We start from the raw sequence: 22,537 nt of genomic DNA, 5'->3' as shown, positions 1-22,537 counted from the left end.
AACATGCAAGTTACAGCAACTGAACGCGGGTACCACGGCAAGCTTCGGGAATCGGGCGACGTCTTTGACGTGCCGACGGGTTCCAAGGCGAAGTGGTTTGCGCCCGTCGATACCGATGTCGTCCGGGAGGGCAAGCGTTCGAAGAAATCCAGCAAGACGGATGCGAACGAGGCCGCAGACGCGTCAGAGGATTTGACCTAGCCATTCCCTGCCTTGTCTCCTACCTGGGATCTTCGTGGGGCCTTGCGCCCCACAATTTTTTAGGGGTGCCGAAATGGCCTCTGAAGTCGACATTTCAAATCTCGCGCTCGCACGCCTTGGCGACGAGGCTACGGTATCCAGCATCAACCCAGCCGAAGGTTCCGCACAGGCTGGACACTGCGCACGCTTCTACCCTATGGCCCGAGACGTACTGCTAGAGGGCCACAGCTGGCGGTTCGCCACCCGCCGCGCGATACTTGCGCAGCTTCCCGTGAATGCGTGGTCGTCATGGGCGTATGCCTATGCAGCGCCCAATGGAACGTTGCGGGCGCTCGCCGTGCTCCCTGCCGGAGCGGATGAAAAAACGGTCTCGCAAGAGTTCTCCGTTGAAAGCGACGAATCGGGTAATCCGGTCATCTACACCAACCAGCCAGCCGCCACTCTGCTTTACGTCGCCCGGGTGACCGACACCACTAAGTTCTCGCCGCTCTTCGTGGACGCCCTCGCCTGGCTTCTTGCATCGTACCTGGCGGGCCCCATCTTCAAGGGCGACGTTGGCGCGAAGATCGCACAGAATTGCTTTGCAGCGCATCGTGCGGTGCTATCGGCCGCCACTGTGTCTGACGCCAACCAGCTAAGCGTTCGCGCCCAGGCAAATGCACCGTGGATTCAGGGGCGGTAAATCATGCCAAGCGTGAAGAAGCTGCAGCTCTCGTTTTCCGGGGGTGAAGTCACACCCGAGTTCTTCGGGCGCGCCGACGATTCCAAGTACCAAAGCGGCTTGGCGTCGTGCCGCAACTTCATCGTCAAGCCTCAGGGGCCGGTAGAGAATCGTGCAGGCTTTGGCTTCGTGCGTGAGGTGAAGGACTCGGCCAAACGTACCCGGCTCATAGCGTTCACGTACTCAACCACACAGACGATGGTGATTGAGTTGGGCGCGGGGTACTTTCGTTTTCACACTCAGGGCGCCACGCTCCTTGCTGGTTCTCCGGCGGCCTACGATGCTGGCCATGCCTACGTCATAGGAGACCTGGTGTCAGATGCTGGTGCCAACTATTACTGCACTGCGCCCACCACGGGTAACGCGCCTCCAGACGTGAGTTACTGGTACCTTCTACCCGCCTCGGGTGAGTACGAGGCCCCCAACCCGTTCGCTGAAGCGGACCTCTTCGATATTCATTATGTGCAGTCGGCGGACGTGCTGACCCTGGTGCACCCGAACTACCCACCGTGCGAGCTGCGGCGTCTGGGGGCTACGCAGTGGGTGCTGCAGGACATTTCCTTCACGCCTGGCATTGCTGCACCAGCAGCCCCCACAGTGACCGCTGCGGGGTCTTCGGGGGCGGCCATCAATCACTACTATGTTGTGACTGCCATGGACGCGGACAACGTGCGCGAATCGCCCGCGTCGACTGCGGGGTCCGTATCAAGCAACCTATTCCAAACAGGGTGCACAAACACAATCGCATGGGCGACCGTGACTGGGGCGTCCCGGTACAACGTCTATAAGCAGCAAGGAGGCCTGTACGGCTATATCGGGCAGACTGATGGGTTGTCCATTGTGGATGACAACATCTCGCCCGACATGAGCAAGACGCCGCCCATCTACGAGACGGTGTTCGATGGCCCCGGCAAGTACCCCGCCGCCGTCTCGTACTTCGAACAGCGCCGTTGCTTTGCCGGCACCACGAACAAGCCGCAAAACCTGTGGATGACCAAGAGCGCCACAGAATCAGACATGTCCTACTCGCTGCCGGTGAAGGCCGATGATCGCATTGCCTTTCGGGTAGCCGCGCGCGAAGCCAACACGGTACGTCACATCGTGCCACTCTCGCAGCTCCTGGTGCTCACCAGCTCGGCCGAGTGGGCCATCGTCCCCATCAACTCGGATGCCATCACGCCAGATACCACCAGCGTGCGCCCGCAGTCCTACGTGGGTGCTTCGAACGTGCAGCCGGTCATCGTCAACAACACGTTGCTCTACAGCGCGGCACGGGGCGGGCACGCCCGAGAACTCGCCTACAACTGGCAGGCAAGCGGATTTGTGACCGGAGACTTGTCGCTGCGCGCACCACACCTCTTCGATACCTACCGGATCGTGGACATGGCTTATGCGAAGGCGCCTATACCTCTCGTGTGGATGGTCAGCACCAGCGGCGACCTTCTGGGCCTGACCTATGTTCCTGAGCAACAGGTCGGAGCCTGGCACCGGCATGACACGGACGGCGCATTTGAGTCGTGTGCCGTGGTTGCAGAGAACGAAGAGGATGTTTTGTACTGCATCATCCGGCGTTCGGTGAACGGCCAAGAAGTGCGCTATGTAGAGCGCATGGCCTCGCGCTACATCACCAGCCCTGACAATGCGTTTTTTGTCGATAGCGGCATGACCTATGCCGGGGCCCCCGCCAAGACTATCAGTGGTCTAGATCATCTGGAAGGTAAAGAGGTCAGCATCCTGGCCGACGGTGGTGTGCATCCTCGGCAGGTGGTGACGGATGGCTCGATTCATCTCGAACACGAAGCAAGCGTTGTGCAGGTAGGTCTGCCCATCACGGCAGAGCTCGCCACGCTACCTATCGCCATGCAAATCGACAGCGCATTCGGGCAAGGACGCCCGAAGAATATCAATCAGGTATGGCTGCGAGTATTCCAGTCGTCTGGCATCTTCGTGGGGCCTTCATTGGACAGGTTGACTGAAGCCAAACAACGCACTGACGAGCCCTATGGGTCGGCTCCGGCTTTGAAGACCGAAGAGATTGCGATTCGCACAACGCCCTCCTGGTCAGATGGGGGGCAGGTATACGTTCGCCAATCGGACCCATTACCACTCACCGTGGTAGCCCTCACCGTCGAGGTAGCGCTAGGCGGATAGGTGCGCGTATCTTCGCGCGCGGGCGCTATGGTCGCACCATACCCGGAGGATCTACCGCATGAGCTTTAACGCCAGCCAACTTGCGCAGGCTTCGATGATTACGCAGGCGGGCGGCGCAATCAGTTCTGGCCTCGGCAGTTTTTTTGGCGCATCTGCCGCCCAGGCGGGGTTGCGCAGTCAGGCCGCAGTGTCCGATGCGAACGCACGTATTTACGATGCGAACGCACGCATGGCGGAACTGAGTGCTCAATCCGCTCTCTCACAAGGCCAGCAGCAAGTGGCGGCGGCCACCATGAAGGCGGGTCAAACAAAGAGTGCACAGCGTGCAGCGCTTGCGGCCAACGGTGTAGACGTGGGCGAAGGCAATGCCGCTGAGATTCAGGCCTCTACTGAGATCCTGAAGGAGATCGACGCCAACACGATCACCGCCAATGCTGTACGCACCGCATGGGGGTACCGCACGCAGGGCCTGAACATGCAAGCGCAGGCCTCGAACGCTCGCATTGACGCGCTTTCGCGTCAGTCCGTGGCCAGTTCGATAAGCCCAGTGGGTGCCGCAGGGACTTCGCTTCTCGCGGGTGCCGGCCGGGTCGCTGATTCCTGGTACAAATTCGCCAAAAACAACACGGATACGCGCCCCGATCTGGATACCTTCGGCAAACAGATGGGCTTCTGGGGATAGGCATGCCACGTGTACCAATGGCCGAAGGGCTTCAAGCGGCACCCACCACTCTTCCCCTGGTTGGCCTGCAGCCAGCGAAGCCCGCCAACACACCCGACGTTGCGGGCCAGCAAGCCCAGCAGATGGGCCAATCCATGCAGGATGCTGGAGGCAGACTGGGTGCGGTCGCGCTGGACATGGTGCGTGAAGCCAACCAGCAGGTTGTCAACGAGAACATGGACCGCGTGAAGAACGCAGCCCTGGACCTCGCCTATGACCCGAAGACCGGATTCACCAGCCTGAAGGGTTCGCAAGCGCTCTACCGGCCAGACGATCAATCGCTCGATGAAGAATATGGCGGCAAGCTGCAGCAGGTGATTTCGCAGGCCTACTCTGGCCTGAAGAACGATGCCCAGCGGCAAGCCTTTTCGGTAGCTTCTGGCGAAGTGCTCACCTCGTTTCGCGGACAGGCAATGCGTCACTCCACGCAGGAGTACCGCACTTATGCGCTGTCCAACGCTCAGGGCATGCAAAGCACGGCCATGCGTGACATCAGCCTGAACTGGAACAATCCGGATGCAGTGACTGCGGCTGTCGGGCGTATCAAGGCCGCCACCTACGATGAAATGCGTGTCGGAGGTAAATCCCCTGAATGGCAACAGGCACGAGTGCGCGACCTCACCAGCGCAGCGCACAAGACCGCTCTGCTATCTGCCCTGCAGGCGGGCGATACAGCATATGCAAGCGCCTACTTGCACAAGTTCAGCGGCGAAATGAACGCTGACGATATCCTGGCAGTGAGTAAACCTATCCTGGATAACGTGGCCCTGCAAAACGGCCAGACTGCCGCTACCGACTGGGTGGCCAAGAACCCTCTACAGGTGGGAGACGCTGAGCGAGCGTTCAACGTTGCCGTGAATACTGAGTCTGGCGGGCAACAGTTCGGGGCGGATGGGAAGCCGCTCACCTCAAGCGCGGGCGCAGTGGGTGTGGCCCAGCTCATGCCGGGTACCGCGAAAGATGCAGCCAAGGCTTTGGGTATCCAGTGGGATGAAGACCGGTACCGCAACGATCCGCAATACAACCGCACGCTTGGCATGGCCTACTTCAAACAGCAGCTGCAGGACTTCGGCGGCGACCTGGCAAAGGCCTACGCCGCTTATAACGCGGGCCCTCGCTGGGTGAAGGAAGCCACCGACCGCGCGGGCAAGGCCGCCCCCGGCACGCAGCAGGCAGACTGGTTCTGGCAGCTGAACAACGACGCCCGCACGCCCGCGAACCACAAACAGACGCAGGACTATGTGACGGGCAACATGAAGGCCTACAGCTCTGGTGCTGGGCAACCAGACCGCCCCACACTGGCTGATGTAGAGGCAGGCATACGCAGTGACCCACGGGTGGCCAATGATCCGAAGGCGCTCAAGATTGCGCTCACCGAGGCGGATCGTCAGTACCGCGTGCAGACTGAAGCCCTCAAGCAGCAAGGCGACAAGGCGGTAGCGGATGCGCTGCGCGGGCTTGAGCAGAACGGCGGGCGCTTCTCTGAACTACCCATAGACATTCGTGCGGCCATTCCTCCTGAAAAGCTCACCTCAGTCATGACTGCGGCCGACCGCTTCGCTAAGGGTGACGACACGACAAGTCTGTGGCTATACAACAAGCTCACGAACGATCAAGGCTATTTGGCCGGGCTATCTGACGATCAGTTCTATGCGCTTCGTACCAGTCTGTCGGCAGCTGACTTCAAGCACTTCTCGGACGAACGGGCCAAAGCTCAGGGTACCTCTGCAGGTAGCACTGGTCCGGGAAGTCTGAACAGCCCTGCCATCAAGACCGGAGTTGATTCGCGGCTGCGGATGATGGGTGTAGATCCCACTCCTAAGGACGGCTCATCCGACGCCGCACGCGTGGGGGGCATCCGCAAGTTCATCAACGGGTACATGGTTGCGGCCCAGCGTGAAGCGGGCAAGAAATTCACGGATGCTGAAGTTGAGCAGCAGCTTGATTCGCTGTTCCTGAAGTCGGCTACGGTGCACGGCTGGCTCTCCAATTCGTCAGCTCCTATCCTGTCCATGAAGGTGGGCGACATCGACGGGCGCACCAAAGACGGTATCAAAGCCGCATTTAAGCGAATGGGGGTCGACGATCCAACAGACGCCATGATTCTCAATGCATTCTGGACACTGCAGACTACGAAGAAGATAGCCGCCAAATGACCGACGAATTTGATACCGCAGTAGCCAAGACGCTGGACCAGTCGCCAGCCGCCGATCAACAGCCGGGGATGCTCACCACGCAGGACTATGACGTGGCTGTGCAAGGCAGTCTGCACCCAAATCAAGCCAAGGCGGCGCGCGCTGGGTTCGCGCTCGCTTACCCCACCGATCCAGATTCCTACGCTGAAGCGCAGGCCGTTGCCCGCCGGGCCAACCTGCCAGTGCAGACAGTGCTTAGCAACCCGACCCAGGCCCGTCAGCAGGTTGCAATCGGCAGCATCGACTTCGATACGCTTAGCAAAACATCACCCGCGACGGCGGCGCTACTGGCGGATATCGAGAAGGCGAAGGTGGCCCACGATGACGTGGGTACACTGAGCGGCCTCGAGTCGGTCTTGCGTCCAGTATCTCAGGCAGTACGCGGGGCGGTTGCTGGTTTGGTAGCAGACCCTAACGCGGCCATTTACGGCACTCTGGAAACGGGCGCTAAGCTGGTGGCTCCGAAGAGCAGCCTTAGTTCATGGCTCGAGTACCAGCGCAAAGGCGCTGAGTCGTTCTCCAACCGATTGGCTGGTGATCAAACCGGGTTGGGCTTCACCGGTCAAAGCGTTGTGTCTGGCTTTCGGTCCTTTGGCCAGATGCTCCCCGGGATGGGGCTCACGCTTCTCACGGGAAACCCAGCGTTTGCGCTCACCAGCGCCGGGGTAATGCAGGGCAGCCAGTCAGCAACCAAGGCCCTGGACGCTGGCAAGTCCCCTGCGCACGCCCTGCTCTACGGCACCGAAGATGCAGCGGCGGAAGTCGCCACCGAAATGTTACCGCTAGGCCGCCTGCTAGGTGACGTAAAAGCGGGGTCCAGCTTGTGGAAGATCCTGCGCGGACAGATAGCTACCGAAGTACCCACCGAAATGGCGGCGACCGCGTGGCAGAATTTCAACGAATGGGCGAACATCAACCCTGACAAGCCATTCTCTTCCTACTTGCAAGAATTACCTGAAGCGGAAGCGCAAACCGTCATTGCCACAGTCACCACAACCTTGCTCACTGCGGGGCTTGGACGCGGGGTGCAAGGGGTTGCCCGGCGCGCCGCTGGGGATAGCTCCAAGGCACAAGCGGGGATGGACGATGCAAACCTAGTCCAGCAGCTCAACGACACTGCGAAGGCCTCCAAGCTCCTGCAGCGCGCGCCGGATACCTTTCAACAATTCGTATCGGATGCTGCGGAAAATGGCCCGGTCTCGCACGTCTTCATCAGTGCTGACGCCTTGATGCAATCAGGCGTGGCTGAAGAAGTGGCCCAGGCCTCGCCAACCGTGGCCGCTCAACTGCCCATAGCAGCCCGCACTGGTGGGGACATCGCCATTCCAGTCGACGAGTACGCGGCCAAGATCGCGCCTACCGAAGCGGCTAACAGCCTGCTAGATCACTTGCGCACGGACCAGGACGGATTCAGTCGGGCCGAGGCTCAGACGTACCTGCAAACGCAGCAGGAGCAAGTGCGCGCCGAGGTGGAAAAGGCTGCAGCTCAGGCCCAGAACGAAGACAGCTTCAAAGCGTCGGTCGACCAGGTGCACCAGGCCATCCTCACGCAACTGAACGATGCTGGGCGCTTCACGCCAGACGTAAACCAGTCGTATGCCACGCTTGCGAGCAGCTGGTACGCGGTCAAGGCCGCTGAACGTGGGATCACACCAGAAGAGCAATTCAAGGAATATCCGCTGCGCGTGCAGGCAGAAGGTGCGGTGGGGAACCAGGTGCTTAACCAGCAGGCCTGGCACGGATCACCCCATCGTGGGGTTGAGCAACAGGGTTTCAAACTGAACAAAATCGGTACCGGCGAAGGCAATGCTACTTTTGGCTGGGGGATCTACTTTGCAAGCAAGCGTGCAGTGTCGGATTCCTACCGCAAAAACCTTTCAAACATGCCAACCGATCCGGCAGACCTTCCCGGTTTCGAGGTATCAGCAGCCTGGCGTGAATCGAAAGGCAGCAAGAAAAAAGCGCTTGCGTACCTCGATTCACGCAAAGCGTACTTCGAGCAAAACAAAAAGCACATGACACCGGAAGGCTACGAACGGGAGATATCGAGCGTAGTCGAAGCCCGCCGACGAATTGAATCTAGCGAATCGAAATTCAACAAAGGTCAGCTATACAGCGCGGAGATTCCGGAAGACTCTGACATGCTGGACTGGGACAAGCCCCTGTCGAAGCAGCCATCCCGTATCCTGAAGGCGCTGCGCAAGTTGCTCATATCGGATGCGGTTGAGCAGCGTGCGCTAGATGACTTTGGCGTTGAGTCACGCAAGGAGCTGGCTGATACCGTGCTGGACCCCAGCAACTCAGGCGAGTATGTCTATGGCACGCTCTCGGATGTTTTCAGGACTGCGGAGGGTGCTTCACGCGCTCTGCAATCAGCTGGTATCCCCGGGCTGCACTACCTGGACGGCAACAGCCGCGCCAAAGGCAAAGGGTCCCGCAATTACGTCATCTGGGATGAGGCTCACCTGGGTAACGACATCCAGACGTATTACCAGAATGGACAAGGTCAACCTGCGGCGACCATCCGGGGCGACGAGTTCGGCGGGGTCGATACCCCTATCAAAGAGCTGCGTGCGAAGGCGCAATCCTGGTACGTGAAGCATCTACAGACTACAGGCGACCACGGCAATAAGCCCATTATCAATTTGGGAAGCGGTAAAACCATCCAAATACCAGCGCCTGGAAAGGCGTTCAGCACCAGCGCAAACTCTGAAAAAATACGTCTCTTTGCTGCATTGCCAGATCTGCTGCGCAACGGCCAGCTATTCGAGCGCGGACCTGTCAACGATCCACGCCATCCAAACGTCAAGGCGTACCACTGGCTCGAGGGAGATGTCCAAATTGGTGACAGGGTGGTGCGTGTCGGGGTGACGATTCGAGAGGACGACAAAGGCAATCTTTACTACAACCACAACCCAATCGAAAATGGCAAAGGGCTTCAAGCTGCGACCCGCTCCGCATCCGCTCACAAGGCGGAGGGTGGAATCACAGATGAAACCCTTGAACAAAGCGTAGTGCAGCCGAACGACGGTGTCAATCTCCACGTCCTGGACCAGTCCACCGGCGCGCCACGCGGCACATTCTCGCCCAGCACACTCACCATATCGCTACTGAAGAACGCCGATCTGTCCACCTTTCTGCATGAGACCGGGCACTTCTTCCTCGAAGCCCAGGCCGATATGGCTTCCCGTCCTGATGCTCCTGAGAGCGTACGAAAGGACATGGCCGCGCTGCTCAAGTGGTTCAACGTGCGGGATCTCACTGAGTGGTACGGCCTGGACCCTGAAGTCAAGCGCACGTACCACGAACAGTTTGCACGAGGCTTTGAGGCCTACCTGTTTGAAGGCAAGTCCCCCTCCATCGAAATGCAGGGGCTATTCCAGAAATTCCGGGCGTGGATGCTGAACGTCTACCACAAGCTCACGGCGCTGAACGTCGAGCTCTCTGACGACGTGCGCGGGGTGTTTGATCGAATGCTCGCCACCAACGACCAGATACAGCTAGCGGAGCAAGGCCGCAGCATGATGCCGCTTTTTGAGTCGGCAGAAGAAGCAGGCAAGGCCGGCATAAACCCCGAAGAGTATGCGGCCTACCAAGCACTCGAGGCACGGGGCACCCAGGACGCTGTGCAGGATCTGCAGGCCCGGGGGTTGCGCGATATGCAATGGCTGCGTAATGCTCGGGGGCGGGTGCTGAAGGGCTTGCAAAAGAACGCAGCCCAGCGTCGTGCAGAAATGCGCATCGAGGCCCGGCGCGAAGTGTTGCAGCAGCCGGTATATCGAGCCTGGCAGTTCCTCACGGCACGCATGGGTAAGGGCGAAAAAAGGGAGTCGAACGATCAGGTGGCGCCCATCGAAGTGCCGAAGTCCGATCCCAAAGTGCTGGACCCGGCCATCGACTCGCTCTTTGTCGCAATCGCAAAGCTGGGCGGCTTGGACCGTGACGAGGTGAAAAGCCAATGGGGGACGGACCATAAAGAGGTAGGGTCTGGTTCCGTCTTTGGCAAACCGATTCTGCGGGCCAAGGGCGGGCGAAGTCTTGATGACATGCGCCAAGCGCTCATTGAGCACGGCTATCTGGACCGTGACGAGTCTTCGCCCGACTGGAATCCGCGCGAATTCGAAGACAAGTTTGACGCTGAGCTGCGTGGCGATACTCAGTACTCGATGGCCCACGATCCTGGGGTAGCGGATGCGGCGAACCTCAAGGCTGGAGAACAGCTCGCAAATCCTACTGCACTCATGGCCGGGCGCCTGGACGCCGGAGAACTTGTGATCGAAGGCTACCCGTCCGAAGTGGTCGACGCACTCAAGGCCCACCGGATGGTGGCCAAGCACGGCCTGCACCCTGACGTTGTGGCAGAACTGTTTGGCTTCACGTCGGGTGACGAAATGGTCCGGGCGCTTGCTCAGGCCCAGCCTCTACGGGAAGCCATCGACGCGACGACAGACGCCAAGATGCTGGAACGATACGGGGACCTGGCAACGCCGGAGGCTCTGGAGCACGCAGCGGACGCTGCTATCCACAATGACGCTCGAGCACGGTTCACTGCGGCCGAGGCCGGTATCCTGGAGCGCCTGGCTAACCCCACAGCGCCCACCGGTCAGACGGACCGCCGAGGCCGACCGACCTCGCGCGGGGTGCTGCTGCCCGCTGCCCGTGAACTTGCTCGAGGGGTCATCGCCCGCACGAGGGTGCGAGACATGCGTCCAGGGCAGTACACCACGGCGGAGGCACGTGCGGGGAAGAACGCCAAGACTGCCATGAGCAAGGGGGATGTCGCCCAGGCCGCCGCCGAAAAGCGCAATCAGGTAATCCAGCAGCAGCTCGCCCGTCAAGCGCTTGAGGCTCAGGACGAAGTGGAGCGCACCGTCCGGTTCTTGAAAAAGTTTGACCGTGAGGGCGTGCGCAAGAGCCTGGACCCAGATTTCCGCGACCAGATTGATACCTTGCTCGAGCGCTTCGACCTACGCACTGGGCAGTCGTTGAAAGCAATCGACAAGCGCGCATCGCTGGCTGCATGGATCGAAGCTCAGGCCAAGACCGGAGTGGAACCAGATATTGCGCCCTACCTCGTGGCAGACGCTAACCGCACCTCGTACAAAAACCTCACCGTGGAAGAGTTGCGCGGCCTGGCAGACGCCGTGCGGCAAATCGAGCATTTGGGCCGTTTGAAAAACCGATTGCTCACTGACAAGAAGAACCGGGAATTTGCAGCAGTCAGGGACGAAGTGGTGGCCCAGGTTGAAGAGAACGGTGGCAAGCCGATCTCACAAGATCGCCGGCTGAATCGTACGACGCATGGGGCGCTCTCGCGTGCTGGGCGGTCTGCACGCGAACTGTGGGCCGCCCACATGAACATCGCTGAATGGGTACGGCGCATGTCGGGCAACAAGGATGGCGGCACGCTGTGGGAATACCTGGTACGTACAGCCAACGAACGCGCTCAATTCGAATCGGACAAGAAGGCAGATGCTACCCTGGCCCTAGCCAAGATTCTGGACCCTGTAGTGAAGCTGCAGAAGATGGGCGGGGCTGGTAAGTCTTTCCCCTCCATCAGCCGATCACTGAACGCCGAAGAGCGCTTCGCTATTGCCTTGAACATGGGCAACGAGGGCAACATTCAGCGTGTGCTGGGTGGTGAGAACTGGACGCCGCAGCAAATCATGCCCGTCCTGGAATCACTCACCGAAGCTGAATGGCACGCTGTGCAGCAGGTGTGGGACTACATCGAAACCTACAGGCCACTGATTGCAGCAAAGCAGCGCCGCGTCTATGGCGTAGAGCCGAACTGGGTAGAGCCCCAGGCACTCACCATCAATACGGCGGATGGCAAGACTATCACTCTGCGCGGTGGCTACTACCCGATTAAGTATGACCCCGCACGCAGTACGGCGGCCCAGCTGCATGATGAGGCGGAGCAAATCAAGCTGCAGATGGGTGGCGGCTTCACGTCGACAACCACGTCACGCAGCTTTACGAAGGCGCGGGCCGACGACGTGAAAGGCCGCCCAATTCTCTACAGCCTGTCCGGCCTTTATTCTGGCATGAATGAAGTTATCCATGATCTGGCTTGGCACGAGTTCCTGATTGATGCAAACCGTCTTGTCAAAGACAAGCGATTTGGGGATGCCGTTCGGCTGTATCACGGCGCTGAAGTCGTGAAAGAGTTCACCACCTGGACGCGCGACATTGCCACGGGGGACCGGCAGGCGCATGGCGTTATGGATGCGTCCATTGCCCACCTGCGCCAAATGCTGAGTGCTTCACGCATGGGCTTCTCGATCTGGACGGCTGTTATGCAACCTTTGGGTCTCACACAAAGCGTGGTGCGCATCGGGGGGCATTGGACCGGGGAAGGCATCAAGACGTACCTCGTGAATCCTGCTCAAGCCATCCGGACCGCGCAAGAGAAATCACCCTTCATGGCGTCTCGCAACCGCACCAAATTCAGAGAGCTCAACCAGTTGCGGGCACTGGTTGAGCGTCAGGGGAAGGTGCGAGAGTTCCTAGCGCGCTATCCCTACTGGCTCATGCTCAAAGCCACCGAAGTGGCCGAGGTGCCGACATGGCACGGCGCGTATCTGAAAGCTCAGTCTGAGGGCCACGACGAAGCTGCATCCGTCGCCCTGGCCGATCAAGCGGTCATCGATTCGCAATCTAGCGGCGAGCTGCACAACCGGGCACGCGTGCAACGGGGCGGCGAGCTGTCGCAGCTCATGACGCCGTTCATGACCTTCATGCGCACCAGTCAGGCGCTTTCCCGCAACGCGCTTCATGGCGCTGACACGCCAGCCAAGAGAGGCAAAGCGGCTGCTGACCTGCTCATGATCTATCTTGTACCCTCGGTAACCACCTATCTCTTTCACGCACTGCTCATGCCGCAAGGGGGAGACGATGACGATAGTTGGGCAGGCGTGGCTCGTGGCGTCGTCGCAGAAACGCTGTCATACATGATGAGTGGATTTGTAGGACTGAACCAGGTCAGCTCGATTCCCTACGTGTTTGAGAGCGGCCGACCTACCGACTACGCCGGACCGGCAGCGCTCTCCGTCTTTGGTGACCTGCAGCATGTGGGCAGCCGCGTGGCCAAGGCCGCTCGGGGTGACGAGGTGGAGTTCAACGACGCGTTCGCCCGGGCGCTCATCAACCTGGCGGGGGACACGACGGGAATTCCATCGTCGCAGATAAACCGCACGCTACGCGGCGTGAAGGCTATCACCAAGGGCCGTACCAAGAATCCTGTGGATGCAGCGCGAGCCGTGATCTTCGGCGCGCCAGCGCACTGACTCAGCTACGACTTTGTTCCTCGTTGCGCCGCTGCCATGCGTTCACGTACATACGCCACCAGTGCCTGAAGGTCACCCACACAGCGTATGGCACGATGAAAGGCCAGAATAGTGTTAGGGCAATGACGTGGCTGGCAGAACCACTAGACAGCACGTCATCCTCATCGTGCGACCGAGAACGCCATGGCAGCGTGGCCACGCCTATCAAGAGCCCAATCGCGAGCATCAAGCTCATAAACACATAGTCGATCATCCTCTCCACCTCTCTTGGAAGCCACCTCTGGCCGGGTGCGCGTATCTCCTATTTTGGGCGATAACCTGCAGGCAATCAACAGCGCGCTCAATCCAATGACCATATCCAGTGACAACCGCAAGGCGGGACCTTTCGACGGTAATGACGTCGCTGTCGCCTTTCCGTTCGCGTTCACGGTCTTTGCCATCAGTGACCTGCTGGTCATCCACACTGATAGCGCTGGAGTGGAATCAACACTCATTGACGGGCCGGACTATTCGGCCACGATGAACCCCGGCCAGGGCACTGACCCAGGAGGTACCGTCACGTTACCCGTGCCTCTACCCGCCGGGGAAAAGCTCACAATCACAAGTGCCCTTGCCTACCTGCAGACGCTGGATCTGACAAATCAGGGCAAATTTTATCCTGACGTCATCGAGACGGCGCTGGATCGGATCACTATCCTGAGTCAGCAAAATGCGGAACAGTTGAGCCGATCTATCAAGATCGGAATCAGCGACAGTACACCCGCCGACCAGTACCGAGATTCACTGCTTCAAGCCTCCCGGGACGCGGTGAATGCAGCGGCGGGGGCGGCGACATCTGAGAGCCACGCAGCCACCAGCGAGACCAACGCAGCAACAAGTACAGCGGCAGCGCTGGCAAGTCAGAATGCTGCGCATGCTTCTGAACTGGCCGCAGCCCTGTCCGAAGGCAATGCCGCTGGTTCAGCCAGTGCGGCTCTGGCCAGCGAAGGCAAGGCCCACGGCTCCGAAGTCGCAGCCGGACTATCACAGGCGGCAGCGCTGGCAAGTCAGAATGCTGCACACGCTTCTGAACTGGCCGCAGCCACATCAGCGGACAATGCCGCAACCAGTGAAGGCAGCGCTCATGGCGCGGAGCTGGCAGCGACTCAATCGGCCAGCAATGCCGCAATCAGCGAGGCGAATGCTCAGTCCTATCTGAATGCAATGAAGGACCCCTTTACCCTCGTCAAGACCTACGACGGCCCGGCCATCATCAAGTCTGGCGCGGCGGGCGCATCGATCCGTGCGGGTACCTACGTCAGTGTCGCAGGGTCCTACGTTACGTTCCTAATTGACACGGCGATCACTCTTCCCGGCACCATGACGCCTGGCGAAGACTATAGCGTTTGGGTGAAGCCAGATAGTACCGCCATAGCGGTCGCAGATCCTTTCACGAGCCCTGCTTCAGCACCAGTAGCGGGCGCGCTCAAGATCGGGGGCTTTCACTACAGTCTGACGGCACCCGGAACCACCCCAGCTGCTGGTGGCTTCAATACCGCGTCTGGCGTGACATCAGGCGGCGGGTCGATGCTCTGGACGCAGGCGAAGGTTGACCGCATCGCCGGCATCAACGAGTTTTCGATCTGGGACCTGGCCTGGCGCTGCAAAGGTGAGCAGCGCGGCATGGTGTTCGACCCCATCGCACAGTGCTGGGTTGCCATCTACTTCTGCGGGACGGATGTGGATGCGAACGGCATCAGTCGCTACAACACGGATGTGGCCTCCGGTACAGTCCTGCCCAAGATACCCACAGCGTGGGGCGGTGACGGCACACTCAAGTATGCAGCGCTGCGAGCGTGGGAAGCGCAGGAGCTGGTATCTGCCCACGGTCTGCGGCTCATCCGCTATGAGGAGTTCATCTCTGCTGCGTTTGGGGTGACTGAGGGCCAATCGCTGGGTGGCGCCGCAGTCACGATCCCAGCGACTGCCAGACAGCCGAACTTCACATCGCGTATCGGCCTTGAGCAAGCAACCGGGCATGTGTGGGTAATTGGCGGCCCGATCAATTCTAGCAACGGCTCTGCTTATGCGGGTACGGGTCGCGGATCATGGTATGGAACAACCGGGTTGATCCTGCTGGGCGGCGCCCGCAATGGTGCGGCGGATTCCGGCTCTCGGGCGGCGGTCTTTAGCAATGCGCTCTCGAACTCGAACTGGAGTTGCAGCGTGCGCGCCGCCGGTGACCACCTGAATCTTGGGAGGACCGCGCGGTAGCGCGGGCCACCATGCAACAACAGAATCAAGACGCAACGTCCGTCATCGAAGTTCGAGGCTCTGCCCGTGGGCTGGCGGTGACGCAGCGCTACATGGAGTTCGTGAATTACGTCTACCCCATGGCAGTGAATTGGTCTGGCAAGCACCGCGTGTTTCGGGACGTGTTCCTGGGGCGCGCCTTGGACCAGACAGCGCTATTCAATGACGCGAGCAAATCGAACCAGGTAAGCCGCCTGTATCTTGCGGATTCCGGTCTTGCGACGTTGCGCGAATATTTGCGGTTTGCCTCAAACCCAGCACGCAAACTGATGTCCAGGCACCAGCACGAAGTGGCTGAAGTGCATCTGGCCGAAACAGGCGCGATGCTGGGCGCGTGGATCTCCAAACTGCAAATGGGTAGATCGAGATGAAAGCGGCGACCGCAATAATGCGGCGGATTCCGGCTCTCGGGCGGCGAACTTTAACAATGCGCTCTCGAACTCGAACTGGAATTACAGCGTGCGCGCCGCCGGTGACGATCAATTTCAATCCGGCCAAGCTGCTACGGCGTCTTGGCCAGGCCATCACGATGGTCAGCTCGGTCTACCTGCTTCGGCAAACACACTACTGGGTCTGGAGAGCGGCGAGTACGAAGTCTGGAAAGCCGTGCCAGCATTTCATGGGCAAACGATACAAGAACCTTTTTCCTCAAATCGTGACGGACGCGAACATCTGGCGGTCCTATCATCAGGCAGCCAAGGGCAAACACTACAGCTTTGGTCATCTATTGTTCAGGGAACATCTCGCGGCCAACCTGGGGCGACTTCGAGATTCAATTTCCGCCGGCAGCTACCGTCCCGGTCAGCCACACAAGTTCATGATCTACGAACCCAAACCACGCCTGATTACGGCCATGCCATTCGTGGACCGCGTGGCCGAACACGCGCTGTGCAATGTCATTGAGCCCATCTTTGACGGTGTGTTCTTGCCGCAGTCCTATGCCTGCCGTCGCGGCAAAGGGACTCATGCTGCAGCCTGCGACGTGCAGGCCATGTTGCGGCACATGCCAGCAGATGGCGCATGGATTCTGAAGACGGACTTCAGCAAGTATTTCGCCAGCATCCGGCGTGACGTGCTGCACCACGAATACCAGCGCAAGATCAGTTGCCATCCCACGCTGTCGCTCCTTGAGACCATGATCCCGACGTCTGGCCAAGGCCTTGATATTGGGCGCCTCACTAGCCAGCTATCAGCTAACGTGATCGGCCACGTCGTAGATCGTTGGCTTGTGCACCATCTTGGTATCACCCGCTTTGCTCGCTACATGGATGACATCGTGGTGCTCTCGCAGGCCCGTGAAGCCATGTCGCTGCTGCGCCTGAAAATCGAATGGTTCGCCCGCACGACACTGGGATTGAGCTTCTCGCACTGGTCCCTGATACCGGCCACACGAGGCGTGAATTTCGTGGGATACCGCATCTGGGATACCCATAAGCTGTTGCGCCGTGACTCGGTGGCCAGAGCCAAGCGCAAAGTTCGGTCACTTCGAGCCAGGCACGAAGACGAAAAACTGCGTCGATTTCTGGATGCCTGGACTGGCCATGCCTGTCACGCCGATACCTACAACCTGATGAATCGCATGGGGATCGCCGCATGAACGACGCTTACAGCCCTCACACCCTGGAACACATCCAAACGGATGACCCTGCCCCCTGGATGGGCCGCGCCGGGGTGGACTGCCCCGCCTATAACCGGCAGACGCAGGCAGCCTTCTGGCGGGGCGGCCCGGCATGGGCTATCGAGGACGTGCAACCCACGCCAACGGGCCGCACCGTGCTGTCAGCGCGCGAGTTTCTGGACAGGTTTACGAACACCGAATACGCAGCTGTCCGGGCCAGCACCGATGTCAACCTGCAGCGGGCGTATGACAACCTGATTGCCGCCGACTTCGTGGACTTGACCGATCCTGCTGTCGGCATGGGGCTGGACTTGATGTCATCGCTAGGCGTCATCGACGCCAGCCGCAAGGCCGAACTGCTGCAACCGGAGGTTGGTTCATGAGCACACAGGATGGCCGCGAGGTCGCAATCCACGTATCGATCAAAGCGCTTATCGCGTGCTCTATCAGCTTGGGCGGATTGATCGCCGGGGGTGCGTGGAGCATCAGTGCGACTAACACGCACGTGGCCGAAGTGCTGGCCAGCATGGAGCGTCTGGACGCCCGGCAGGATGTGCAGCTCGCCAAGATGGTGGACGCGACAAAGGCCAATTCGGCGCGGCTCGATGTGCTCGATAGCCGCGCTTCGCGGCTTGAGAACGACGTGAACGAGTTGCGCCAGCGCGCGCGGGCCGAACCATGATGAAGCTCATCCCCGAATGGCGATCCTGCCATCGTTTCTGGTCCGTCCGTCTGCAGGCGGCGGGCCTCGGTATTCTCGGTGTCCTGCAGGCCTTTCCGGAGTCCGTGGCCCATGTCTGGCTTATCCTTCCTGCTGAAATCCATTCTGCAATTCCTGATGCCGCGCTCAAGTGGGTCGGCTACACCTGTCTTGCCGCCGGAATCCTCGCCCGCATCATCCGGCAAGATCGGCTCCACACCACCGACGATGGCCTGGGGGGCGAAGGTAAGCCCAGCATTCCGGGCAACGGTCGCTAACATCTGCCAAGGACTGAATATCGAGCCGTCATGGCTCATGGCGTGCATGGCTTTTGAGTCTGCGGAGACCTTCCGGCCCGATATTCGCAATGCAGCTGGGTCTGGTGCCGTGGGATTGATCCAGTTCATGCCTGCCACCGCGCGTGGGTTGGGTACCAGTACGGAAGCCCTGGCCGCCATGTCGGCTGTCGAGCAACTTGATTACGTGCGACTGTACTTCAAGCCCTACGCGGGCCGCATGCGAAATTTGGCCGACGTCTACATGGCAATCCTGTACCCCAAGGCCATCGGCAAGCCGGACGATTACGTGCTGTTCGCGCGGCCATCCATTGCCTACTCGCAGAATGCGGGACTAGATCGTGATGGCGACGGGTACATCACCAAAGCCGAGGCGATAACCCGAGTGCAAGCAAAGCTCACTTTGGGCCTGTTACCTAGCAACTTATGGAGCACCGATAAATGATCAAACTATTCCTGTTCCTTGTAGAGTTTCTTGGCTCGTGGGCCCTCCCCGTTCCCCCTGAAGCTTGTTTTTATGACGTCAAAAATCCAAAGGCTGATGCGGCCGCCCAAGCGCAATATCAAAGGTCCGTTGCGGAGTCGACGTCATGATTGCCGCCCTGCTGTCGCAAATCTGGCCGTATCTTCTGGCCGCTGCTGGAGCCGTGGCCGCCGTGCTGGGCTTTGGTGCATCCCAGCGGGCGACGGGCAGGAAACAGGCTCAAGCGGACCGGCTGCAAGAGGCTCAGGAAACCAGGAGGAAAGCGGATGCTATGGCTGAAAAAGTCGCTGCAATGGATGATCGTGCTGTCGTTGATGCCGCTCGTAAGTGGGTGCGCGACGCACACGACGAGTAGCTATTGCGACGTGGCCCGTCCAATCCGGTGGGCAACGACGCAAGAGCTTGACGCTACACCTGTCGGGATAACGCGTCAGGTGGTGCAGCACAATGAGCAATGGGCCGCGCTGTGCCGTAAACGTGCCGTAACTGGGTATAAATAGGGGGTAATTTGGCGATATTCGCCTGACCTGCAATCGCGGCTAGCGCTGCAAGTAGTTGAAATAAAAGGCTTTCTATTTATGCGGATTGATAGTGTCTGTGACTGTTAATCCGCAGGTCCCAGGTTCGAGCCCTGGTCGGGGAGCCAAGAAATTCAAGGGTTTCGGACAATTCCGAAGCCCTTTATTTTTGGCTGTATGTGCTGGTTTATGTGCCGCTGACACATATCATGCGAAACACATCGGGAATCACGACATTCGTATGTCGTAGGTAGACATCCGAGTAGACTGTTCCAGATTCGAATCCTCGCAGCGCACGCGCATGTCGACCCCTGATTCCCCCTCCTGCCCTTGCGGTATGCCGGCCGCGTATCACGCGTGCTGCGGCCGCTGGCATCATGGGCCTTTGCATCTGCAGGCGCCCGACGCGCAAGCCTTGATGCGGTCGCGTTACAGCGCCTACGTGCTGGATGAAATCGACTATCTGCTGCAGACCTGGCACCCGAGCACACGCCCTGCGGCGCTGGCGCCCAATGAACCAGGGACAAAGTGGCTGGGGCTGGAAGTGCGCCACCATGACCGCCAGGATGCAGATCATGAAACAGTGGAATTCGTGGCGCGAGTCCGGGTCAACGGCCGGGCGTCGCGCCTGCACGAAATCAGCCGTTTCGTGCGCGAGAACGGGCGGTGGCTGTATGTGGATGCGGCGGTCGCCCCGCTTTAAAAAACACGTCTTCGCTCTCTGTTACACAAAGTGACGCCCAAGGGGCTACAGACTGCCGCCGGGCTGTCGTAACCATGCTGTTGATTTTGTGTGAAGAGACCCCGATGAGAGCGCACCGTCTGTCCATTCGAACCAAGCTGGTCATTGCATCTGCGGTAACGGTTGCCGTCGCCATGGGGCTGTTGGCCGTAGCCAACCAGTATTCCGCGCAGAATATCGTGACGAATCTCGTCACTCAGCAGACCAATGCACTCATCGACAGCGACGTGCGCGAAATCGAAAGCTGGGCGCAGAACAAGAAGAACATCATTGCGTCCCTGACCCCTCAAGCCATGAACAAGGCCACCGCAGTGCCTTACATGGTGCAGGCTCGCGATGCAGGCGGTTTCCGCCTGACTTTCATTGGCTACGCCGATGGTTCGATCTTGTTCTCGCAGCCCAACAAGGTGGCAGCCGACTTCAATGCCACCAAGCGTCCGTGGTATGGGCTGGCGGTACAAACCGGGGCCCCCGTATTGACCGCACCCTACATCGATGCCGCCACAGGCGCCCCCGTCCTGAGCGTCGTGGCACCCGTGACGAAAGATGGGAAGGCGGTTGTAGGAGGTGATGTGGGCCTGGAAGACATCGCCCGAATCACCCAAACGCTGCACCCCACTCCACACAGCTTCGCGTACCTGGTCTCCAAGGACGGCACGATCATTGCGCACACCGATGCCAAATTCAATTTCAAGCCTGCGACTGACGTGTTCGGCGGTTACGGAGGCCCCCAACTGGCCAAGCTGATAGGCCAACCGAAGGGCAACACTCGTGTCGTGCGTGATGGCACCGCCTACTGGCTCAGTGTGCATCCCATCACAGGCACCGACTGGATGCTGGCAGTGGCACTGAACGAAGCAGACATCCTGGCGGGGGTGCACCAGATGCGCTGGACGGCGACCGCAACCAGCCTTGTCATGATCCTGCTGGCGATTCTGGTATTGAGCTTCTTGACTCAGAAGCTGCTGCGCAGGCTGGGCCTGCTGCGCGATGCGCTGCGGGACATCGCCTCCGGCGAGGGTGACCTGACCGTGCGCCTGAACGAAACCGGTGACGACGAACTCTCGCAGGTTGGGCGAGCATTCAACCAGTTTGTGCAGCGCATTTCTGTGACGATACGCAGCATCCGGGACGCCATCGGCGAAGTTCACGCGGCCTCCGAAGAGATTGCAACCGGCAACCGCGACCTGGCCGCGCGCACGGACGGTTCTGCAGCCAGCATCCAGGAAACCTCGGCTTCCATGGAAGAAATCGCAAGCACCGTCAAGCAGACGGCGGATTCCGCGCTGGCGGCAGTCGAGCTGTCCAACAACGCCAAGGCCTCTGCCGACGGCGGCGGCCAGGCTGTCAGCGAAGTAGTCCACACCATGTACAAGATGAGTGAAGACTCCAAGCGCATCGGCGAGATTGTCAGCGTCATCGATTCGATCGCGTTCCAGACCAACATCCTCGCGCTCAATGCAGCGGTGGAAGCCGCTCGTGCCGGTGAAAACGGCCGAGGGTTCGCTGTGGTGGCCTCCGAGGTGCGAGCGCTGGCCGGGCGTTCTGCTGCCTCGGCCAAAGAGATCAAGGCATTGATTTCCACCAACGTGGAAGACGTGACGGCGGGCCGCGGCCAAGCCGAGCGAGCCGGCACCGCCATGGAGAAAATCGTATCCGAGGTGGGCCGCGTAATGACGATCATCCAGGAAATCAAGACGGCCACCAATGAACAAAGCCTGGGGATCAGCCAGGTGAATGTGGCGATTTCACAGCTGGATTCCACCACGCAACAGAACGCCGCACTGGTCGAGGAATCGTCGGCGGCAGCCAGCAGCCTGCGCGATGAAGCGGGGCGACTGTCCATGGCGGTGGCTGGCTTCAAGCTGGATGATCATGTGGCCGCGACCGTGACGGCCAGGCCGCTCAGTTTGCCCCTGCCAGCATGATTCGCACGACCTCGGGCTGCTCGCTGTCACAGCACACGATCACGCCCCGAGGCGCAATACCATCAGGAAAACCCGGGATTGCCCACAACACGGCGGTTCGGTAACGTAAACCTCGGCTCGCCACGATCGAAGCCCCATGAAACGGACAGGCGAGTCCTCGCATCTCATGGTCGAGCATCCTGCTGCACTGGGTGGCGGGGCTCCTGTGCGTCTTACTGTGTCGGAGGAATCACCATGGCGAAGTCGGTTGTTGCAATGAATAGCCCGATTGACGTTGATCTGGTCGAAGGTCAGGAATATCACTGGTGCCGCTGTGGCCGGTCCAAGCATCAGCCTTTCTGTGACGGGTCCCACAAAGGAACCGGCATCACACCGCTGGTCTTCAAGGCCAGGGACACAGACACCGTCAGCCTGTGCCGCTGCAAGCAGACGCATAACGCCCCTTACTGTGATGGCCACCACTCGCACATCCCGGATGACATGGTGGGCAAAGAGTACCCACCCGACTAAGCCCGGCATCCCAACGCAAAAAGCCAGATAGTCCATGCTGTCTGGCTTTTTTTACCACCACAACAACCGCTTGAGCCTCCCTGCCTGGGCTTCCTTAACCAGGTCACCCCAAGCGACTACTTCTAATGGATGATGAATCGAATATACTGTATAAAAACACAGTTAAATTGA

17 protein-coding genes are annotated in these 22,537 nt (G+C 59.7%); all 17 read left to right on the top strand.

What is annotated here, in order from left to right:
* Positions 1-3: 3 nt before the first annotated feature.
* The 17 genes from VF285_RS03085 (at position 4) to VF285_RS03005 (ending at position 22,366) form a co-directional block, all read left to right on the top strand.
* Positions 4-201, top strand: a complete 198-nt coding sequence (locus tag VF285_RS03085) for a hypothetical protein (protein ID WP_346951146.1) — start codon at positions 4-6, stop codon at positions 199-201.
* Between the two features lie 73 nt (positions 202-274).
* Positions 275-883 carry a hypothetical protein gene (locus VF285_RS03080; RefSeq protein WP_346951145.1) on the top strand — a complete coding sequence of 203 codons (609 nt, stop codon included), beginning with the start codon at positions 275-277 and terminating at the stop codon, positions 881-883.
* Between the two features lie 3 nt (positions 884-886).
* Positions 887-3,073 carry a hypothetical protein gene (locus tag VF285_RS03075; RefSeq protein ID WP_346951144.1) on the top strand — a complete coding sequence of 729 codons (2,187 nt, stop codon included), beginning with the start codon at positions 887-889 and terminating at the stop codon, positions 3,071-3,073.
* A 58-nt stretch (positions 3,074-3,131) separates the two neighbouring features.
* The gene (locus tag VF285_RS03070) at positions 3,132-3,755 is read left to right on the top strand and encodes a virion core protein, T7 gp14 family (protein WP_346951143.1); all 624 of its coding nucleotides are present in this window, start codon (positions 3,132-3,134) and stop codon (positions 3,753-3,755) included.
* A 2-nt stretch (positions 3,756-3,757) separates the two neighbouring features.
* Positions 3,758-5,950, top strand: coding sequence for a transglycosylase SLT domain-containing protein (locus tag VF285_RS03065; RefSeq protein ID WP_346951142.1), 2,193 nt, complete (start codon positions 3,758-3,760; stop codon positions 5,948-5,950).
* Positions 5,947-13,278 (top strand): hypothetical protein, encoded by a 7,332-nt coding sequence (locus VF285_RS03060; protein WP_346951141.1) that lies wholly within the window; start codon positions 5,947-5,949, stop codon positions 13,276-13,278. Before VF285_RS03065 ends, VF285_RS03060 begins: the two co-directional genes overlap by 4 nt.
* Before the next feature lie 348 nt (positions 13,279-13,626).
* On the top strand, positions 13,627-15,531 hold the full coding sequence (locus VF285_RS03055) for a hypothetical protein (RefSeq protein WP_346951140.1): 1,905 nt from the start codon (positions 13,627-13,629) through the stop codon (positions 15,529-15,531).
* 11 nt (positions 15,532-15,542) lie between these two features.
* Positions 15,543-15,941 (top strand): diversity-generating retroelement protein Avd, encoded by a 399-nt coding sequence (gene avd, locus VF285_RS03050; protein WP_346951139.1) that lies wholly within the window; start codon positions 15,543-15,545, stop codon positions 15,939-15,941.
* Positions 15,942-16,189: 248 nt separating this feature from the next.
* On the top strand, positions 16,190-17,167 hold the full coding sequence (locus VF285_RS03045) for a reverse transcriptase domain-containing protein (protein WP_346951138.1): 978 nt from the start codon (positions 16,190-16,192) through the stop codon (positions 17,165-17,167).
* A complete protein-coding gene (locus tag VF285_RS03040; protein WP_346951137.1) occupies positions 17,164-17,571 on the top strand; it encodes a hypothetical protein in 408 nt (135 codons plus the stop codon). Before VF285_RS03045 ends, VF285_RS03040 begins: the two co-directional genes overlap by 4 nt.
* Positions 17,568-17,870: a hypothetical protein gene (locus VF285_RS03035; protein ID WP_346951136.1), complete on the top strand. Its 303-nt coding sequence runs from the start codon at positions 17,568-17,570 to the stop codon at positions 17,868-17,870. The genes VF285_RS03040 and VF285_RS03035 overlap by 4 nt, the downstream gene beginning before the upstream one ends.
* The gene (locus tag VF285_RS03030) at positions 17,867-18,166 is read left to right on the top strand and encodes a hypothetical protein (RefSeq protein WP_346951168.1); all 300 of its coding nucleotides are present in this window, start codon (positions 17,867-17,869) and stop codon (positions 18,164-18,166) included. The genes VF285_RS03035 and VF285_RS03030 overlap by 4 nt, the downstream gene beginning before the upstream one ends.
* Positions 18,117-18,629 (top strand): transglycosylase SLT domain-containing protein, encoded by a 513-nt coding sequence (locus VF285_RS03025; RefSeq protein ID WP_346951167.1) that lies wholly within the window; start codon positions 18,117-18,119, stop codon positions 18,627-18,629. The genes VF285_RS03030 and VF285_RS03025 overlap by 50 nt, the downstream gene beginning before the upstream one ends.
* Positions 18,630-18,774: 145 nt before the next feature.
* The gene (locus VF285_RS03020) at positions 18,775-19,023 is read left to right on the top strand and encodes a hypothetical protein (protein WP_346951135.1); all 249 of its coding nucleotides are present in this window, start codon (positions 18,775-18,777) and stop codon (positions 19,021-19,023) included.
* 464 nt (positions 19,024-19,487) lie between these two features.
* Entirely contained in the window at positions 19,488-19,889 is a 402-nt protein-coding gene (locus VF285_RS03015; protein WP_346951134.1) for a YchJ family protein, read from the top strand.
* Between the two features lie 104 nt (positions 19,890-19,993).
* Positions 19,994-21,856, top strand: coding sequence for a methyl-accepting chemotaxis protein (locus VF285_RS03010; RefSeq protein WP_346951133.1), 1,863 nt, complete (start codon positions 19,994-19,996; stop codon positions 21,854-21,856).
* Positions 21,857-22,090: 234 nt separating this feature from the next.
* Positions 22,091-22,366: a CDGSH iron-sulfur domain-containing protein gene (locus VF285_RS03005; protein WP_346951132.1), complete on the top strand. Its 276-nt coding sequence runs from the start codon at positions 22,091-22,093 to the stop codon at positions 22,364-22,366.
* Positions 22,367-22,537: the final 171 nt, after the last annotated feature.

Source organism: Castellaniella sp., assembly GCF_036379515.1.
GTDB lineage: Bacteria > Pseudomonadota > Gammaproteobacteria > Burkholderiales > Burkholderiaceae_B > Castellaniella.
Note: the sequence above shows the minus strand (reverse complement) of the source record. Positions and strands in the feature narration are given on the sequence as shown.

Coding starts and splice junctions, on each gene's coding strand:
- VF285_RS03085 (WP_346951146.1), top strand. CDS start 4: ATGCAAGTTACAGCAACTGAACGCGGGTACCACGGCAAGCTTCGGGAA.
- VF285_RS03080 (WP_346951145.1), top strand. CDS start 275: ATGGCCTCTGAAGTCGACATTTCAAATCTCGCGCTCGCACGCCTTGGC.
- VF285_RS03075 (WP_346951144.1), top strand. CDS start 887: ATGCCAAGCGTGAAGAAGCTGCAGCTCTCGTTTTCCGGGGGTGAAGTC.
- VF285_RS03070 (WP_346951143.1), top strand. CDS start 3,132: ATGAGCTTTAACGCCAGCCAACTTGCGCAGGCTTCGATGATTACGCAG.
- VF285_RS03065 (WP_346951142.1), top strand. CDS start 3,758: ATGCCACGTGTACCAATGGCCGAAGGGCTTCAAGCGGCACCCACCACT.
- VF285_RS03060 (WP_346951141.1), top strand. CDS start 5,947: ATGACCGACGAATTTGATACCGCAGTAGCCAAGACGCTGGACCAGTCG.
- VF285_RS03055 (WP_346951140.1), top strand. CDS start 13,627: ATGACCATATCCAGTGACAACCGCAAGGCGGGACCTTTCGACGGTAAT.
- avd (WP_346951139.1), top strand. CDS start 15,543: ATGCAACAACAGAATCAAGACGCAACGTCCGTCATCGAAGTTCGAGGC.
- VF285_RS03045 (WP_346951138.1), top strand. CDS start 16,190: ATGGGCAAACGATACAAGAACCTTTTTCCTCAAATCGTGACGGACGCG.
- VF285_RS03040 (WP_346951137.1), top strand. CDS start 17,164: ATGAACGACGCTTACAGCCCTCACACCCTGGAACACATCCAAACGGAT.
- VF285_RS03035 (WP_346951136.1), top strand. CDS start 17,568: ATGAGCACACAGGATGGCCGCGAGGTCGCAATCCACGTATCGATCAAA.
- VF285_RS03030 (WP_346951168.1), top strand. CDS start 17,867: ATGATGAAGCTCATCCCCGAATGGCGATCCTGCCATCGTTTCTGGTCC.
- VF285_RS03025 (WP_346951167.1), top strand. CDS start 18,117: ATGGCCTGGGGGGCGAAGGTAAGCCCAGCATTCCGGGCAACGGTCGCT.
- VF285_RS03020 (WP_346951135.1), top strand. CDS start 18,775: ATGATTGCCGCCCTGCTGTCGCAAATCTGGCCGTATCTTCTGGCCGCT.
- VF285_RS03015 (WP_346951134.1), top strand. CDS start 19,488: ATGTCGACCCCTGATTCCCCCTCCTGCCCTTGCGGTATGCCGGCCGCG.
- VF285_RS03010 (WP_346951133.1), top strand. CDS start 19,994: ATGAGAGCGCACCGTCTGTCCATTCGAACCAAGCTGGTCATTGCATCT.
- VF285_RS03005 (WP_346951132.1), top strand. CDS start 22,091: ATGGCGAAGTCGGTTGTTGCAATGAATAGCCCGATTGACGTTGATCTG.